16 protein-coding genes are annotated in these 17,082 nt (G+C 68.1%); 6 read left to right on the forward strand and 10 right to left on the reverse strand.

What is annotated here, in order from left to right; genetic code table 11:
• Positions 1 to 658 precede the first annotated feature (658 nt).
• Positions 659 to 1,435, forward strand: a complete 777-nt coding sequence (locus KZC51_RS00005; protein ID WP_247627972.1) for a hypothetical protein — start codon at positions 659 to 661, stop codon at positions 1,433 to 1,435.
• A gap of 120 nt (positions 1,436 to 1,555) precedes the next feature.
• On the opposite strand, the gene cydC is transcribed toward KZC51_RS00005, so the two are convergent.
• From cydC to KZC51_RS00030, 5 genes are all read right to left on the reverse strand, one after another.
• Entirely contained in the window at positions 1,556 to 3,226 is a 1,671-nt protein-coding gene (gene cydC, locus KZC51_RS00010) for a thiol reductant ABC exporter subunit CydC (protein WP_247627973.1), read from the reverse strand.
• Positions 3,223 to 4,920: a thiol reductant ABC exporter subunit CydD gene (gene cydD / locus KZC51_RS00015; RefSeq protein ID WP_247627974.1), complete on the reverse strand. Its 1,698-nt coding sequence runs from the start codon at positions 4,918 to 4,920 to the stop codon at positions 3,223 to 3,225. The genes cydC and cydD overlap by 4 nt, the downstream gene beginning before the upstream one ends.
• Positions 4,917 to 5,945: a cytochrome d ubiquinol oxidase subunit II gene (cydB, locus tag KZC51_RS00020; protein WP_247627975.1), complete on the reverse strand. Its 1,029-nt coding sequence runs from the start codon at positions 5,943 to 5,945 to the stop codon at positions 4,917 to 4,919. The genes cydD and cydB overlap by 4 nt, the downstream gene beginning before the upstream one ends.
• 14 nt (positions 5,946 to 5,959) lie before the next feature.
• Entirely contained in the window at positions 5,960 to 7,375 is a 1,416-nt protein-coding gene (locus KZC51_RS00025; protein ID WP_247627976.1) for a cytochrome ubiquinol oxidase subunit I, read from the reverse strand.
• A 90-nt stretch (positions 7,376 to 7,465) separates the two neighbouring features.
• On the reverse strand, positions 7,466 to 8,110 hold the full coding sequence (locus KZC51_RS00030; RefSeq protein ID WP_247627977.1) for a helix-turn-helix transcriptional regulator: 645 nt from the start codon (positions 8,108 to 8,110) through the stop codon (positions 7,466 to 7,468).
• 100 nt (positions 8,111 to 8,210) lie between these two features.
• Between KZC51_RS00030 and radA the strand changes: the two genes are divergently transcribed.
• Positions 8,211 to 9,578, forward strand: coding sequence for a DNA repair protein RadA (gene radA, locus KZC51_RS00035; RefSeq protein WP_247627978.1), 1,368 nt, complete (start codon positions 8,211 to 8,213; stop codon positions 9,576 to 9,578).
• A 34-nt stretch (positions 9,579 to 9,612) separates the two neighbouring features.
• Here the strand turns inward: radA and KZC51_RS00040 are convergent, their stop codons facing one another.
• The 4 genes from KZC51_RS00040 to KZC51_RS00055 form a co-directional block, all read right to left on the reverse strand.
• The gene (locus KZC51_RS00040) at positions 9,613 to 10,023 is read right to left on the reverse strand and encodes a dehydrogenase (protein WP_247627979.1); all 411 of its coding nucleotides are present in this window, start codon (positions 10,021 to 10,023) and stop codon (positions 9,613 to 9,615) included.
• 344 nt (positions 10,024 to 10,367) lie between these two features.
• The gene (locus KZC51_RS00045; protein ID WP_247627980.1) at positions 10,368 to 11,018 is read right to left on the reverse strand and encodes a hypothetical protein; all 651 of its coding nucleotides are present in this window, start codon (positions 11,016 to 11,018) and stop codon (positions 10,368 to 10,370) included.
• Positions 11,019 to 11,027: 9 nt separating this feature from the next.
• Positions 11,028 to 11,531: an amino-acid N-acetyltransferase gene (locus tag KZC51_RS00050; RefSeq protein WP_247627981.1), complete on the reverse strand. Its 504-nt coding sequence runs from the start codon at positions 11,529 to 11,531 to the stop codon at positions 11,028 to 11,030.
• Positions 11,532 to 11,626: 95 nt separating this feature from the next.
• A complete protein-coding gene (locus KZC51_RS00055; protein ID WP_247627982.1) occupies positions 11,627 to 14,155 on the reverse strand; it encodes an ATP-dependent Clp protease ATP-binding subunit in 2,529 nt (842 codons plus the stop codon).
• 231 nt (positions 14,156 to 14,386) lie between these two features.
• On the opposite strand from KZC51_RS00055, the gene KZC51_RS00060 reads away from it, so the two are divergent.
• Genes KZC51_RS00060 through KZC51_RS00075 form a run of 4 tightly spaced genes read left to right on the forward strand, consistent with a single transcriptional unit; the run spans position 14,387 to position 16,648 of the window.
• The gene (locus KZC51_RS00060; RefSeq protein ID WP_247627983.1) at positions 14,387 to 15,004 is read left to right on the forward strand and encodes a DUF2975 domain-containing protein; all 618 of its coding nucleotides are present in this window, start codon (positions 14,387 to 14,389) and stop codon (positions 15,002 to 15,004) included.
• Positions 15,004 to 15,645, forward strand: coding sequence for a DUF2975 domain-containing protein (locus tag KZC51_RS00065; RefSeq protein ID WP_247627984.1), 642 nt, complete (start codon positions 15,004 to 15,006; stop codon positions 15,643 to 15,645). Before KZC51_RS00060 ends, KZC51_RS00065 begins: the two co-directional genes overlap by 1 nt.
• Entirely contained in the window at positions 15,645 to 16,415 is a 771-nt protein-coding gene (locus KZC51_RS00070; RefSeq protein WP_247627985.1) for a hypothetical protein, read from the forward strand. Before KZC51_RS00065 ends, KZC51_RS00070 begins: the two co-directional genes overlap by 1 nt.
• The gene (locus KZC51_RS00075; protein ID WP_247627986.1) at positions 16,412 to 16,648 is read left to right on the forward strand and encodes a helix-turn-helix domain-containing protein; all 237 of its coding nucleotides are present in this window, start codon (positions 16,412 to 16,414) and stop codon (positions 16,646 to 16,648) included. Before KZC51_RS00070 ends, KZC51_RS00075 begins: the two co-directional genes overlap by 4 nt.
• Before the next feature lie 5 nt (positions 16,649 to 16,653).
• Here KZC51_RS00075 and KZC51_RS00080 read toward each other — a convergent pair whose 3' ends face one another.
• The gene (locus tag KZC51_RS00080; protein WP_247627987.1) at positions 16,654 to 17,025 is read right to left on the reverse strand and encodes a YbjQ family protein; all 372 of its coding nucleotides are present in this window, start codon (positions 17,023 to 17,025) and stop codon (positions 16,654 to 16,656) included.
• Positions 17,026 to 17,082: the final 57 nt, after the last annotated feature.

Here is a 17,082-nt window from a genome sequence, read left to right on the forward strand (position 1 = left end):
CAGCCGAAGCTAGACGAGGATAATTTGGCATTTGACAAGTGCACGCTGTTGAGTTCTCAAGGATCGGATGCTCCCACGACCCAGTCATCACAACCAGGCCCGAAGGGCAACTTCTCTATCTTATCCGTATCTTCCGGGCTGTCAAACCGACACGCCGAAAGGCTCGGAACCAGATCTGCAGCTCGGGGCTCAAGGCCTCCGAGGCAACTTCACTAGCTTATCCGTTCCGTCCTCGCTGTCAAACTGACAGCTGATCCGGTGTGGATGCCCCAGGTCAGACAGAAGTGTGTCTGCGATCTTCTCCGAGGAGCTGATCGAGTGGGGGTGGCTCTCCGCTTGAGGGGGGTGAGGCTCTCGGCCTCTCCGCTTCCCTGTGGGGCGAACAAGTAATAAGTTACGCGGATCCCGGGGAACCGGCAAATCCGCCTCCACCGCCGGGCGTGTCGCCCGCGTTCCCGGCATCACTGCAGGTGGCTCGCGCACGCGAAGGGAAGCAGATCCGCGTCCGTCTGCACGCACGCACCCACGCACCCACGCACCCACGCACCCACGCACCCACGCACCCACGCACGGGAGGGTTATCCACGGCAGTCCCACCTGGGTGGGAGTCCCACCCACGGTTAGGATGGCCTAAGCACCCGAAGGAAGGATGCTCACCATGGGCTTCATCACCTCCGCCGCGCTGGCCGCGACCGGCTACGTGGTCCTCGATGACCACGACCAGGCGGCTGACCCTCCCGAATGGCTCGACCTCGAGTACGTCGGTTGGCGTTCGTCGGGCATCACCCGCTTCGCTCCCCTCTCCAGCTACGCCGGGGACATCGAGTGCAACGGATTCTGGAACCACACCCCGCCGCGCACCGACAAGAACGGCGTATGGGTGCCGTCTCAGGTCGCCATCGCCCCGGTGCTGCAGGCACGCGCGCTGGAGCCCGGCGCCATGGTCGGGCGCTGCCGCGTGATCGAGCTGCAACCGAACGAGTATGCGGATGCCATCTACAACCTCCACCAAGACGACAACAACCGCCTCAACGAGGAGGGCACGGGCTGGGTGGTGCGCGGGTACTACAACCTGACGGATGATCCTGACTCGATACTCATCCTGCGCTCGGACCGCTTCGATCCGGCGACCGAGATCCGCCTGCCGCTACGCGCGGGCGCACGCATCATCGTCGACACGCAGCGCTTCTGGCACGCGGTCTGGCACCGGGGCACCGCCCCGCGCTATGCACTCATCACGTCCTGGACCTCGGGGCCCGAGCTCGACGCGTACATCACCGCGAACCACGGCGATCCGCATCCGCCGACCGTCGAACTCGACGCGCAGTTCGTCGACGACGCCCAGGTCGAGTTGCATCGACGTATCGAGGAGCGTCGCCGTGCCTTCGAGGCGCAGGGCATCGTGATGGAACCCCCCACTCCGCTCTACGGGTGAGCGCCACGCGCTCCTCTTTCCAGTCACGCGCAGCTGCGCGGTGAGGGGTCACGACACGCCCCACACCGCAACACGCCCGCGGCGTGTCTTGACCCCTCACGGACGTGCGAAGCGGACGGGTCACACCGTGCGGCCGGCCTCGATCCGCACCACACGGTCGACGGTTCCGACCGGAGGCGCGACGTGCGAGATGAGCAGCACCGACTGCGGGCCTGTCGCCTCGAGCAGGTCGCGCAACAGGGCATCGGACGCCGCGGGGTCGACGCCCGCTGTCGGCTCGTCGAGCACCAGCACGGGGAACCCGCGCAACAGTGCGCGCGCCAACGCGATGCGCTGCGCCTGGCCGCCCGACACCAGCGCTCCCCGGTCGCCGACGCGCGCGTCCAATCCGCCGCGTTCGCGCACCCACTCCCCCAGGCCGACGCGGTCGAGCACGTCCTCCAACTCCGTGTCACTCGCGGTGTCGCGCGCGAACAGCAGGTTCTGGCGGATGTCCTCGTCGAACAGCTGAGGGCTCTGCTCGCACAGGCCGATCGTGCGTCGCAGCGCCGGCCCCGACAGCTCCTCGGCGCTCACTCCGTCGAGCGTGTACTCGCCCTCGACGCGCAGGAACCCGACGAGCGCCGCCGCGAGCGAGCTCTTGCCGGCACCGCTCGGACCTGCGACCAGCACCCGTTCGCCCGGACGTAGATCGAGGTCGACACCGCGCAGCCCCGCGGCTCCGCCCGGCCAGGTGGCCCGCACATCCCGCAACCGCAGCGTCGGCGTTCCCTCGACGACAGCATCCGCGCCCTCATCGCTGCGCAGCTGCTCCGGCATCCGTTCGGGCAGCACGTCGACGATACGCTCGGCGCTCGCGCGCACGCTGCGCCACGACGCAGCCGCGATCGGCACCGCTCCGAACACCTCGAAAACGACCATCGGCACCAGCACGGCCACGGCCAGCCAGGGTCCGTCGATCGCACCGGTCGCCAGTCCCGGGGATGCCGCGGCGAGCGCCCAGACCGATGCCGCTCCCGCCACGGCCGAGACCACGCCTGCGGCCACCGCCTGCGCGAGCGACGCTCTGCCGACGACCCGGCGCAGGGCGGCGTCGGCCGCGGTGATCCGAGCGCGGGCCTGTTCCTCGGCACCGTAGGCGAGCAGCACGTCGAGGCTTCCGAGATAGTCGACGAGCGCGGCCGACAGCTCGGCCCGGCGCGCGGAGACGAGCGCCTCCGCCCGCGAGCCGAACAGCCACCCCATCCCCACGGCGGCCGCAGCGGCGATCAGCAGACAGGCGGCGAGCGTCAGCGCGGCCGGCGGAGACACGAAGGCGACGAACCCGACCGCTCCGACCGCGACCAGACCCGACACCGCGAGCGGCTGCACCACCCGCAACGGCAGGTTCTGCAGATTGTCGACGTCGTCGACCAGGGCCGACAGCACATGGCCGCGGTCGGTCGCGCCGAGACCGGCCGGCGAGAGCGGGATGAGCCGGCGCACCATGTCGGCGCGGGTCGTGGCGAGCTGACGCAGCGCGGCGTCGTGTCCGCTCAGCCGCTCGAGGTACCGCAGCACGGCACGCGAGACCGCGAAGAAGCGCACGCCGACGACCGCGATCGACAGCGGCACGAGCGAGTCGACGATCGAGGCGCTCACGATCAGCCATCCGCTCACCGCGAGCAGGCTGACCGCGGCACCGGCGGACAGCGCACCCCACAGCAGTCCGGGGAGGAAGCGCCGCACCGGCGGCTGGGCGAGCCGCAGCACCGCACCCACCCGTGCACGGCGGGATTCGACCACGCTCATGCCCTCACCCCCAGCGCGACGACCTGGTCGGCGATCTCTCGCGCGGAACGGCGGTGCGAGACGAGCAGGATCAGCGCACCGGCATCCGCCCGTTCCCGCAGCGCCGCCCACAGCCGTGCCTCGGTGTCGACGTCGAGGGCGCTGGACGGTTCGTCGAGCGCGAGCACGCGCCGGGGATCGTGCGCGTGCCGATACAGGGCCCTGGCGACGGCGACCCGCTGCGCCTGGCCGCCCGAGAGTCCTGCGCCCTGCACGCCGAGCTCGAGAGCCGGATCGATCGTGTCGGCGCATGCGGCGTCGAGCGCGGAGCGGATGCCGTCGATGTCAGGAGAAGGATCGCCGAGCGCGACGTTCGCTCCGACCGTGCCGCGCAGGAGCCCGGGGGTCTGCCCTGCCCACGCGAGCCAGTCGGCGGGATCGAGCCCACGCACGTCGCCGCCGTGGAAGGATGCGGAGCCCGCGAACTCCTCCGCCCCTCGCAGCGCCGCGAGCAGACTCGACTTTCCCGCCCCGCTCGGCCCCTCGATCAGCGTGATCGTGCCCGGCGCGGCCGCGAAGAAGACCGGCGGCAGGTCACGGACGCGCAGTCCGTCGACGACGAGCCCTGCATCGGCATCCGCATCCGCCGTCTGCAGGATCGATGGCCGAATGCGGGAGGAATCACCGGTGTGTGCTCCTGCAGATCGCGGATGCTCCTGCAGACGGGCAACCCCACCGGACGCACCGGCACCCCGCGCCGACGACACGTCCCCGGCCTCATCCAGCACGGCGAAGATGTCCTCGGTCGCCGCGACCCCCTCGGCCGCGGCGTGGAACTGCACGCCGACCTGCCGGATGGGGAGGAACGCCTCGGGTGCGAGCAGCAGCACGAACAGCCCCACCTCGAGCGAGAGGTCGCCGGACAGCAGCCGGAACCCCACAGACACCGCGATCAGCGCGACCGCGAGCGAGGCGAGCAGCTCCATCGCGAAGCCGGAGAGGAACGAGAACCGCAGCACCTTCATGGTCTCGCGGCGGTACTCATCGGCCGTCGACTCGATGCGGTCTGCGGCGCGCTGCTCGCGTCCGAACAACCGCAGCGTCGCGAGCCCCTGCACGGTGTCGGCGAAACGCACGGCGAGCCGCTGCAGCGTGTGCCACTGCTTCTGCTGCACGGTGCGGGTCGCGATGCCGATCAGGATCAGGAACAGCGGGATCAACGGCAGCGTGATGACGGCGGTCAATCCGCTCGGCCAGTCCTGCCACCACATCACGGCGAGCACCACCGGCGTCGCGATCACGGTCAGCACCAGCTGCGGGATGTAGCGCGCGAAGTAGGAGTCGAGCGCCTCCAACCCGTGCCCGGCAGTGACGGCGAGCGCCGTGCGGTTGCGCTGCGCGAGCCACCCGGGGCCGAGGCGCCCGACCGCGCGAACCAGCGCCGCCCGCAGCTGCATCCCGGTCTTCGCGGCTGCGCGGGCGCCCGCCGCATCCGACGCCGCGATCAGCAGTCCGCGCAGCAGCGCCACGGCGAGCAGCCACAGCAGGGATGCCGTGACATCGCGCCCCGCGAGCGCACCGGTGACGGCATCCGTCAGCAGCCAGGCGAACACGATCACGACCGCGGTCTGGACGACGCCGATCAGCGCGGATGCCGCGAGGAACCCCCTCGCGGCACCCGCGTAGCGCAGCAGTCTCGGATCGACGGGTTTCACGCGTGCGCCGGAGCCCCCTCGATGGTGCTGCGGCTGACGCGCTTGCGGAAGACCCAGTAGGTCCAGGTCTGGTACGCGATCACGAGCGGCAGCGCGATCAGCGCGGTCCAGCTCATGATCTGCAGCGTGTACGGGGTGCTCGACGCATTCGCGATCGTGAGGCTGTACGCCGGATCGATCGTCGAGGGCATCACGAACGGGAACAGCGCGGAGAACAGCATGACCACAGCGAACAGCACCGTGAGCATCCCGGAGAAGAACGCCCAGCCGTCGCGCCGCGCGAGCGAGAACCCGACGGCGGCGATGAGGCTGACGGCCGCGAGCGCCCCGGTGCCGATGACCAGCCAGAGCAGAGGAGCCTCACGGCCCATCGCGATCGCGACCGTCCAGATCACGGTCGCCGCTGCGACGAGGATCGTCGGGATCGCGGCCTTCTTCGCCAGCTGCTGCGCGTCCTCATGCACCTGGCCGTCGGTCTTGAGCGCGACGAACAGCACCCCGTGCAGGAAGAACAGCAGCAGCGTGGTGACGCCGACCAGCAGCGCATACGGGTTCAGCAACGCGAAGAATCCGCCGACGTAGATGTGGTTCTCGTCGAGCGCGACGCCCTGCACGATGTTGCCGAAGGCGACGCCCCACAGCAGCGCGGGCACGGCGGAGCCGATGACGATCATCCGGTCGAAGCCCGCCTTCCACTTCGTGCTCTCGCGCTGGTGGCGGTACTCGAACGAGACGCCACGCAGGATCAGTGCGAGCAGGATCAGCAGCAACGGCAGGTAGAAGCCGCTGAACAGGGTGGCGTACCACTCGGGGAACGACGCGAACAGGCACGCGCCCGCCACGATGACCCAGGTCTCGTTGAGGTCCCAGACCGGACCGATCGTGTTGATGACCTGCCGACGCGACACGTCGTTCTTGCCGAGGAACGGCAGCGACATCCCGACGCCGAAGTCGAACCCGTCGAGCACGAAGTAGCCGACGAAGAGGAAGGCGACGATCCAGAACCAGAGTGTTGCGAGATCCATGATGTCCCTTCCTCTCAGTACACGACCGACGGCAATTGGGCCGTCTCGTCATGGGGTTGCTCGGTGGTGTCGGGGCCCTTCTGCGCGGCCTTGATGATCAGGCGGATCTCGACCACGGCCAGCGCGGCGTAGATCGCGGTGAACGCGATCAGCGAGATCAGCACCTCGAGACCGGAGACCCCCGGCGAGACGCCGTCCTGCGTGGTCATGAGTCCGAACACGATCCAGGGTTGCCTTCCCATCTCGGTGAAGACCCAACCCATGATGTTGGCGACGAGGGCGAGCGGGAACGACCAGATCGCGAGCTTCCACATCCACTGCGCCGGGGGCTTCTTGGCGCCCTTGCGGGTGAGCCACAGACCGACGACGGCGACCAGCGCGGCGGCCATGCCCAGCCCGATCATCCAGCGGAACGCCCAGTAGGTGATCCACAGCACCGGTGCGAAGTCGGTGAGCCCGGTGGCCGCGTAGGTCTGGCTGTACTCGGCGTTCAGGTCGTTGATGCCGTGCACGCACGCGTCCAGCGTGTGCGTCGACAGCAGCGAGAGCAGATACGGCACACGGATCGAGAAGAGCTCCGAACTGCCGTCAGGGGTGCCGAGCGTGAAGAGGCTGAAGGAGGCGTCGGGTCCACAGACCGTGTTGAACGTGGCCTCGGCGGCGGCCATCTTCATGGGTTGCGCGTCGTACATCGCGAGCCCGAGCTGGTCGCCCGTCAGCACGACGCCGGCGGTCGAGATGATCATCGCCCAGAGCCCGAACTTCAGCGAGATGCGCATGGTGTCGAAGTGCTGGCCGCGCGAGAGGTGCCAGGCGGAGACCGAGATGACGACACCCGCGGCGAACATCAGCGCGCCGAAGATCGTGTGCGGGAAGGCGGCGAGCGCCACCGGGTTGGTCAGCAGCGCCCAGAAGTCGGTGAGCTCGGCGCGGTTGGTCACGGGGTTGTACGTGTAGCCGACCGGGTTCTGCATGAATGCGTTGGCCGCGATGATGAAGTAGGCCGACAAGATGCTGCCGATCGACACGCACCAGATGGTGGCCAGGTGCAACTTCTGCGGGAGCTTGTCCCAGCCGAAGATCCAGAGACCGATGAAGGTCGCCTCGAAGAAGAACGCCAGCAGGCCCTCGAAGGCGAGCGGAGCACCGAACACGTCACCGACGAAGCGGGAGTAGTCCGACCAGTTCATGCCGAACTGGAACTCCTGCACGATGCCGGTGACGACGCCCATCGCGAAGTTGATGAGGAAGATCTTGCCGAAGAAGCGGGTCAGGTGCAGGTACTGGACCTTGCCGGTGCGCACCCACGCGGTCTGGAAGATCGCGGAGACCAGCGCCATGCCGATCGTGAGGGGCACGAACAGGTAGTGGTACACGGTCGTCAACCCGAATTGCCATCGGGACAGGACCAGGGGGTCGAGCCATTCCATGGGCCACTCCTCTTTCTCAGCCTGCAGCCACGCTAACGGCGAGCCCGCCGCCGCCGTGGGGCCGCGGGCCGTGAATAAGACAGATGTCGCCTAGGCGGCGGTCATCTCCGTCAGTCGCAGCTGCACCACGCAATCCGCCGGAAGGGCGGAGGTGCGCACGGCCTCAGCGGCGAGCGGCCCACCGGCTTCGGTGAGCACCCCCTGCATGAGGCCGAGGTGCACGGTGCACAGCATCGGACGGTCTTCGGCGCGGCCCGCGGCATGCGGGCAGGGGCTGAGGTCGACAGTGAGCTGCTCGTCATCGACGACGGGCTCGAAGCCGCTCTCCTCCAAGTGTTCGATCAGGGCGTCCAGCTGGTAGGTCGCATCGCGACCCAGAACGGATGCCGGTGCGGGAAGCACCCGGCGCAGCAGGTCTCCGCGGCGCGCGGCCGCCGTGACCTTGTCGCGGGCGATGGGGCTGGAGGCATCGGCGGCGCCCGTCGCCGCGCTGTACAACGTGCGCGGGCGACCACGAGTGGTGCGATGCTCGGTGGCCTGGATGACGTAGCCGCCCTCGATCAGACGCTGCAGGTGCTCGCGGATCGTGTTGGGGTGCAGGCCGGTGGCCTCGCACAGTTCGCCGATCGTGCGCTCCGGCCGTGTCCCCGCTGCGCTCGCTTCGAAGAGCAGGTGCAGCAGCTGCACGCGCGAGAACGTCGAGATCGGCCCGCAGATGGGCCCGGCATTGGCCATGACTCCATTATGGCCAGGGCGTCGTCTCGCGCGGGACCATTCGGCCGTGAATAATGCTTCGGCCGATAGGGATGTCAGATGCCGCCGATAGCCTGGGAGCATGGCCACCCGAAAACCCGCTCCACCGGCGTACGTCTGCACCGAATGCGGGTGGACGACCGCCAAGTGGGTCGGCCGCTGCGGGGAGTGCCAGCAGTGGGGCACGGTGCAGGAGCAGGCCGCCAAGACCGGCATCTTGCAGCGCGTCACCGCGCTCGCCCCGACCTCGGACCGTGCGGCACGACCCATCACGCAGATCACCACGCTCGATGCGCCTCGGCGCACGAGTGGCGTCGGCGAGTTCGACCGCGTGCTCGGCGGCGGCATCGTGCCCGGTGCGGCGATCCTGCTCAGCGGTGAACCGGGCGTCGGCAAGTCGACGCTGCTGCTCGAGGTCGCCGCCCAAGCGGCGCGCGCCGGGCGGCGGGTGCTCTACGCGAGCGCCGAGGAGTCCCAGGCGCAGGTGCGACTGCGCGGAGAGCGCACCGGCGCTCTGCACGACGAGCTGTATCTGGCGAGTGAGACCGACCTGGCCACGATCCTCGGTCACATCGACGAGGTCCAGCCCCAGCTCGTGATCGTCGATTCGGTGCAGACCGTCTCGTCATCCTTGATCGACGGCGCGGCCGGACAGCCGAGCCAGGTGCGCGAGGTCGCATCGGCGCTGATCCGGGTCGCCAAGGAGCGCGGTCTTCCCGTCATCCTCGTCGGCCACGTCACGAAGGACGGACAGGTCGCCGGTCCCCGCGTGCTGGAGCACCTGGTCGACGTCGTGTGCCACTTCGAGGGCGATCGGCAGACGTCGCTGCGGTTCATCCGGGCTCTCAAGAACCGGTACGGCCCCACCGACGAGGTCGGCTGCTTCGAGATGGCGGGAGACGGCATCTCCGAAGTCCCCGATCCGTCCGGCCTCTTCCTCTCGCAGGGTGCCACAGAGCCCGGCACCTGCGTGGCGATCTCGCTGGAGGGCCGGCGTGCGCTGCCGGTGGAGGTGCAGGCGCTCACGGTTCCGAGCACCTCGCCGAACCCACGGCGCATCGTGCACGGTGTCGATTCCTCTCGCGTGGCGATGGTGCTCGCGATCCTCGAGAAGCGGGCGCGCATCCCCACCGGGCAGCTCGACGTCTACGTCTCCACCGTGGGGGGCGTGCGCTTCACCGAGCCCGCAGCCGACCTCGCCATCGCGGTCGCGGTCGCGGGATCGATCCAGCAGTTCTCGGTGCCGCGGTCAGTCGCGGCGGTCGGCGAGCTGAGCCTCGCCGGCGAGATCCGTCCCGTCACCCAGGCGACGCAGCGCCGCTCGGAGGCGGCGCGCCTGGGCTACGAGCGCGTGGTCGACGACCGCTCGAAGTCCCTGCGCGCGGCGCTCGACGACGTGCGGGCGCACAAGCCCGGGCTGCGGGCCGTCCCCGACCTCCCGCCGTTCTGAGCAGCACCCACGGGTCCGTGAGCGTGTCGAAGGGTCAGGCGTCGAGCGCGTGCAGCAGATCCGCAGGAGCCGCCTGCATCGGATGCGGGCCGGCGATGTCGAGGAACACCGTGGTGATCGGATGCGCGGCAAGGAACTTGCGCAGCCAGGCCGCGTCGTAGATCCCCACGCCAGGGGGAAGGTTGGCCGGCTTGTTCACGGCGTCGCTGAACAGCAGCAGCGCGAGATCGCCGGTCTCGCGATCGCGGTACGTCCACACCTCACCGCTGTCGAGCGGATTGTCGCGGGCTCCGGGAGCGATGAGGGGAACGACGGTCGTGCCGTTGCGGAGCGCCAGCGCGACCGCGGCGATGTCCTGCTTCTCGAGCGCCTGCGCGAGCGCCTCGGAGCGGAACTCCTCGGGTGCGGGCTTCTTCTTCGCGGACTTCGCCTTCTTCGCTGCCATGCCTCCAGCTTAGGCACCACGAGACGCATGCACGCCGGAGGGAGCGGAGACGATTGGGGCCCTCTCGAGTCCCACATTGGGGACTGGGGTACTCGAGAGGGCCCTCGGACTCTCGAGCGGCGATGTCGAAGCGCTGGGGACGCTGTAGTTCGACGCCACTGGGGATGGCATATGCCGCATGATCCCGAGAGCCATGTCAATGGTATCCCAAAGAATGGGGCCTGTCAGCCCCCCGCCGCTCAATAGCAGCGAAATCAGAACCTTCCGAACCGAAACTCGGCGTATCCATCGATATTCGAAGGCGTGACCGAAGATCCCCTTCGAACTGCTCTCGGATCCTGCGCTCAGTACAGCAGGATCTGCTTCGTGTCGAGGCCGGTGAAGCCGCCGATCGCGACCTCCACGTGATACGACGCCCCGCCGCCGGGGGCACGCTGGCGGTTCTCCTGATCGCAGGTCTCGACGCTCGACCGGGTGCGGTCCCACGTCACCGGCTCCTTGCTGGTGACCGTCGTGCCGGCCTTGAGCGTCACGATCATGCTGCTCGGATTCTCCTGGCAGTCCGTCGACCGCCACCACACGTCGGAGCCGCTCATCACGGTGAATGTCTGCGTGGACGATCCGACATCCAGCGTGCAGTCGGTCGTGCTCTTGTTCGTCAGTGAGATCGACAGCTTCGGCAGCACTCCTGCCGCATAGCTGTCGGCGTCCGTGATCGCAGCGACCTCCACATCCTTCGCCGTGCAGGCGACGATCGCGGGGGTCGCCGGCGCCGTGGGATCCGGCGAGGGGGACTCATCGCCTGCAGACGGCGTCGCGGCCGGGGTCTCGCTCTCGGAGGTGGTAGGCGTCGACGTGGGCTGATCGGCTCCCTGCGCCCACGGCTGGGCGATCAGGAGCCACACCCCCACACCGATCGCGGCAAGGAACAGGACGAGGCTGCCGAGCAGGACCACCCGACGCCGACGGTAGACAGCTGCGGAGGGGCGGACCATCCCTCCAGGTTAGTTGAGCTGCCTGATCATCCTGGTGTTGCCGAGCGTGTTCGGCTTCACATGGGCGAGGTCGAGGAACTCCTCCACGCCGGCGTCCCCGCTGCGCAGGAGCTGCGAGTACACGTCGGGGTCGACGACCTGCTCCCCGATCGGCGTGTATCCGCGCCGCCCGAAGAAGTCGACCTCGAAGGTCAGGCAGAACAACCGCGAGAGTCCGAGCGTCACAGCGTTCGCCTCGAGCTGGTCCACGATCGCGCGGCCGACTCCGTGGTGCAGCCAGTCCTCGCGCACCAGAAGCGTGCGCACCTCCCCGAGATCCTCCCAGATCACGTGCAGGGCACCGCAGCCGATCAGCTCGCCGTCGGCCTCCGCCACCACGAACTCCTGCACGGAGCCGTAGAGCACGGCCAGATCCTTGCCGAGCAGGATGCGCTGCTCGACCATCGGCTGCAGAAGGTTCCGGATGCCGATGATGTCGGCGCTGCGCGCCGGTCGGACGATGTACTCGCTCACCCTTCCACCCTAGAACCCGCGGCTGGAAGATCGACGAAGGGCGGATGCCGCAGCATCCGCCCTTCGTGTGATCCTGGTCTGTCGACCGGCTCAGGTCACTCTCCGCTGGCGACCGCCAGATCGGGAGTGGCCGTGATCTCTCCGCCGGTGTTGACGCCGACGGAGACCTGCTCGCCGCGAGGACCGTGCTCGAACTGGAACTCGCCGTCCTGGACATCCACCTTGACGTGGTCTCCGGGGTTGAGCTCGCCGTGCAGGATCTTCTCGGACAGACGGTCCTCGACCTCGTGCTGCATCGCGCGACGCAGCGGTCGGGCACCGAGCGCCGGGTCGAAGCCGATCTCGATCAGACGCTCCTTGGCGGCCTGCGACAGCTCGATCGTCATGTCGCGGTCGAGCAGACGCTCGCTCAGGCGCTTCGTGAACAGGTCCACGATCTGCACCAGCTCGTCCTTCGACAGCTGCGGGAACACGATGATGTCGTCGACGCGGTTGAGGAACTCGGGCTTGAAGTTGCGCTTGAGCTCCTCGTTGACCTTGCCCTTCATCCGCTCGTAGGTCGTGGCGTTGCTGCCCTCGATCTGGAAGCCGACCGGCCCACCGGCGATGTCACGCGCACCGAGGTTGGTGGTCATGATGATGACGGTGTTCTTGAAGTCGATCACGCGACCCTGGCCGTCGGTCAGACGACCCTCTTCCAGGATCTGCAGGAGCGAGTTGAAGATGTCCGGGTGCGCCTTCTCGATCTCATCGAAGAGCACGACGCTGAACGGCTTGCGGCGCACCTTCTCGGTGAGCTGGCCGCCCTCTTCGAATCCGACGAATCCGGGAGGGGCGCCGAACAGACGCGAGACGGTGTGCTTCTCACCGAACTCGCTCATGTCGAGCGAGATCAGTGCCGCTTCGTCGTCGAACAGGAACTCGGCGAGCGCCTTGGCGAGCTCGGTCTTTCCGACACCCGTGGGGCCGGCGAAGATGAACGAACCAGAGGGACGCTTCGGGTCCTTGAGACCGGCACGCTGGCGACGGATCGTCTTGGAGAGGGCGGCGATCGCCTCCTCCTGACCGATGACGCGCTGGTGCAGGGCCTTCTCCATGAAGACGAGTCGGCTGGACTCCTCTTCCGTGAGCTTGAAGACCGGGATGCCGGTGGCCTGTGCGAGCACCTCGGCGATCAGGCCCTCGTCGACGACCGCGGCGGTCGCCACATCACCCGAGCGCCACTGCTTCTCGAGGCGCAGGCGCTCGGCGAGGAGGTTCTTCTCCTCGTCGCGCAGCGATGCGGCCTTCTCGAAGTCCTGCTCCTCGGAGGCGATCTCCTTCTGCTCGCGGACCTTGGCGATCTTCTCGTCGAACTCGCGCAGTTCCGGCGGGCTCGACAGGATCGACAGACGCAGGCGGGCGCCGGCCTCGTCGATCAGGTCGATGGCCTTGTCCGGCAGGAAGCGGTCGGAGACGTACCGGTCGGCGAGGTTCGCCGCCGCGACGATCGCGCCGTCCGTGATCTGCACCTTGTGGTGCGCCTCGTAGCGGTCGCGCAGCCCCTTGAGGATGTTGATCGCGTGGGGCAGGCTCGGCTCGGCGACCTGGATCGGCTGGAAGCGGCGCTCGAGCGCGGCATCCTTCTCGAAGTGCTTGCGGTACTCGTCGAGCGTCGTCGCACCGATCGTCTGCAGCTCGCCACGGGCGAGGAGCGGCTTCAGGATGCTGGCGGCATCGATCGCGCCCTCTGCGGCACCCGCACCCACGAGGGTGTGGATCTCGTCGATGAAGACGATGATGTCGCCGCGCGTGCGGATCTCCTTGGTGACCTTCTTCAGGCGCTCCTCGAAGTCGCCGCGGTAGCGGGAACCGGCGATGAGCGAGCCGAGGTCGAGCGAGTAGAGCTGCTTGTCCTTCAGCGTCTCGGGCACATCGCCCTTGACGATGGCCTGCGCGAGACCCTCGACGACGGCGGTCTTGCCGACGCCGGGCTCACCGATCAGGACGGGGTTGTTCTTGGAGCGGCGAGACAGGATCTGCATGACCCGCTCGATCTCCTTCTCGCGACCGATGACCGGGTCGAGCCTGTTGTCGCGCGCGGCCTGGGTCAGGTTGCGACCGAACTGGTCGAGCACGGCCGAGCCGCCCTGGGTTCCGGCAGGCGAGTCGTTGCTCTGCGCGCCGACGGCGGCGGGCTCACGACCCGGAGCACCGGAGAGCAGCTGGATGACCTGCTGGCGGACCTTGTTCAGGTCGGCGCCGAGCTTGACCAGGACCTGCGCGGCGACACCCTCGCCCTCGCGGATCAGACCGAGCAGGATGTGCTCGGTACCGATGTAGTTGTGGCCGAGCTGGAGCGCCTCGCGGAGGCTGAGCTCGAGCACCTTCTTGGCACGGGGGGTGAAGGGGATGTGGCCGGTCGGCTGCTGCTGACCCTGGCCGATGATGTCCTGCACCTGCTCGCGCACGGCGTCGAGCGAGATGCCGAGGGACTCGAGCGCCTTGGCAGCGACACCTTCGCCCTCGTGGATGAGGCCGAGCAGGATGTGCTCGGTACCGATGTAGTTGTGGTTGAGCATCTTCGCCTCTTCTTGGGCGAGGACGACCACACGACGGGCTCGGTCCGTGAATCTCTCGAACATGCTGTGACTCCTTATTCGCACGGGGCGAAGCGCTGACGCCGATGACGTTCTCTGCGCCTGTACATCGAGAGTAACCACCGCACAGGGCAGGTATGCCCGTGTTCGCCGTCGGCGGAGTGGGGCCGCGGCGGTCGGCATGACGGGGCCTCTGGAGGACGAGGGTTGACGAGGTTATCGTTTGTCGTTACTTTATCGTTTATCGCTAATAACGATCATCGATAAGGAGCGATCATGACCTCGACGAAACAGGGCACGCTGTCCCGCGGCGACGCCGGCGCGCTCATCGCCTTCTGCATCGCCGGAGTGGCGATCGCGGCGTACATCATCGTCTTCTCGATCATCCGCATCATCACTCTCGTCAGCGGCACGATGATTCCGGTGATGGTCGAGTTCGTGGACCAGCCGATCGAAGCCCCGCTCGGCGCGAACGGCGAGAGCATCACCCTGGAGCTGGATCGGGCGAGCCTCACCGTCCCGTCGCTGCCGCCGGTCGCGATCGGAGCGGGAGTGCTCGGACAGATCACCCAGATCGTCACGATCGTGGTGGTGATCGGATGCCTGATGCTGCTGGCCCGCGGCATCCTGTCCGGCACCGTGTTCAGCCGACGCAACACCGCACTCGTGATGGTGGCGGGCATCGTCGGCCTGGTCGGCTTCGCAGCCGTGCGCTTCTTCGAGAACATGGTGGCCAATGCCGCCGTCTCGGCTGTGACCGACAACGCGCTGAACAACGCGGTGATGAGCATCGAACCGTTCACCTTCATCCTGGCGGCATTCATCATCTCCGTCATCGGCACCGCGTTCGTGATCGGCGACCGACTGCAGCGCGAGACGGAAGGACTCGTCTGATGCCTTCCACTCCCACCAGGACCGCCCGCTCGCAGACCGCGGATGCCATCACGGTGCTGCTGTTCGGTGCCGCTGCGCTGGTCGTCGTCGCGATCAGCACCGTCCTGCGCACCCTCGGCACCTTCCGGGATCAGGGGATCGCGTGGTCCGTGCCGATCGACGAGCAGCCGATCAGTGCGACTGCGGACTCCGGAGCGGTATCCGTCGACGGCATCGCCCAGGAGGTGATGGTGTTCGCGACCGACGTCGATCCGCTCTCGACCGCGGCGATCATCGGCTCCCTCGCGCTGTGGACGCTCGCCCCGCTCATCGTGATCCTCGGCGTCATGCTCGTGGCGTGGAACCTCCTCCGCGGCCGCTTCTTCGTGCGGGCGAACGCGCGAGCCTTCGACGCGATCGGGTGGACGCTCGTACTCGCGCCGATGCTGATCGTGATGCTCGAGAACAGAGGGCTGAACGGGGTGCTCGGCGCCGTCGGACTCGGCCCCGGTGAGCCCGTGCATCCGATCGATTTCTGGTCGATCGTGCCCGTCTTCGCGACCGGTGTGGCGGTCGGACTGATCGCCAACGCGTTCCGCCAGGGCATCCGGCTGCAACAGGAGAAGAACGTGCTCGAGAAGGAAACGGAAGGACTCGTCTGATGTTCGCCTACTCATCGAGAGAGCTCGGCCCCTCGCTGCTCTTCATCGCAGCCGGACTCGCGGTCATCGCGGTCATCGTCGCGATCGTGGTCTGGCGCGGCAAGCGCAGAGGCAGCCGCACGCTGGCGATCGACGCTGCACTGACAGTCTCCGGATGGTGGGTCACGCTGTCGGCGCTGGGCGCGATCATGATCGTGATCAAGATCTTCGCGACAGACTGGGCCGAGATCGCCTCCACCTCGCTGTGGGTCCCCTGGCCGAGCGATCTCGCCTGCTCGGACGACTTCGAGACCACCGGCGCCGTGCTCCGATGCGGGGGCGGCACGATCGAGAACATCGCCGTGGGCGGCGCCTCGCTCGGATTGCGGGCGCTGGCCGGCGCGGCTCAGCTCTCCAACCTCGCCTTCACCACGATGCCGGCAGCGATGATCATGGTCATCTGCTTCCAGACGCTCCGCGGGCGCGCGTTCTCACAGACCGTGTCACGCGGCCTGACGATCGGCGCGATCGGGGTTCTCGTGTTCGGGCTCGCGTCCGACATCTGCGGCGGCATCGCCGCGACCGCGGGACTCCGCGAGGTGTTCTCGCCCGACAGCGAGTGGTACCCGATGACGTTCCAGCTCACCGTCACCCCGCTGCCGTTCGCGGCGGCGCTCGGTCTCATCGCGCTTGCGGCCGTCTTCCGCCAGGGTCTGCGCCTCGAGCAGGAGCGGGAACGCCTGCAGCGGGAGAAGGACGCACTGCTCAAGGACACGGAGGGCCTGGTGTGAGCCCTGCCGAGAACGAGGACGAGCTCACCGGCATCCACTGCCGCCTGGACGAGCTGCTCGCCGAGCGCGGCATGACGCTGACCGAGCTGAGCGCCCGCGTCGGCGTCAGCATCGTGAACCTCTCGGTGCTCAAGAACGACCGCGCGCGCGCCATCCGCTACTCCACGCTGCGGGCGATCTGCGACGCGCTGGACTGCGAGGTCGGCGAGCTCCTGGTGCTCGCCGAGCGCTGAGACCGTCAGGCGGCGGGAGCCGGAGGAGTCGGCGCGGGAGCCGGTGCAGCGGGTGCCGGCGTGAGCGGCTCCACGACCACTGCGGTGCCGTAGGCGCAGATCTCGGTGAAGTTCTGGATCGATCCGGCGTCGAACCGCATCGCGACGATCGCGTTTCCACCGCGCTGCTGCGCCTGATCCCACATCCGCGCCATCACGACCTGTCGCGCCTCGTACATCACCTGGGTGTATTCGGGGATCTCCCCTCCGCCCAGCGAGCGGAAGCCCGCGGTGAACCCCTGCCCGAAGTCGGTCGAGCGGACCGTGAGGCCCATCACCTCTCCCAGCACCTGGGTGATGCGATAGCCGGGGATGTCGTTCGTCGTCACCATGAACATGAGGCCATCGTGCCAGCATCCGCCGCTCGTCCGCACCCGCCGCAGGCGTGGCGCGTC

Source organism: Microbacterium croceum (genome assembly GCF_023091245.1).
Taxonomy (GTDB): domain Bacteria; phylum Actinomycetota; class Actinomycetes; order Actinomycetales; family Microbacteriaceae; genus Microbacterium; species Microbacterium croceum.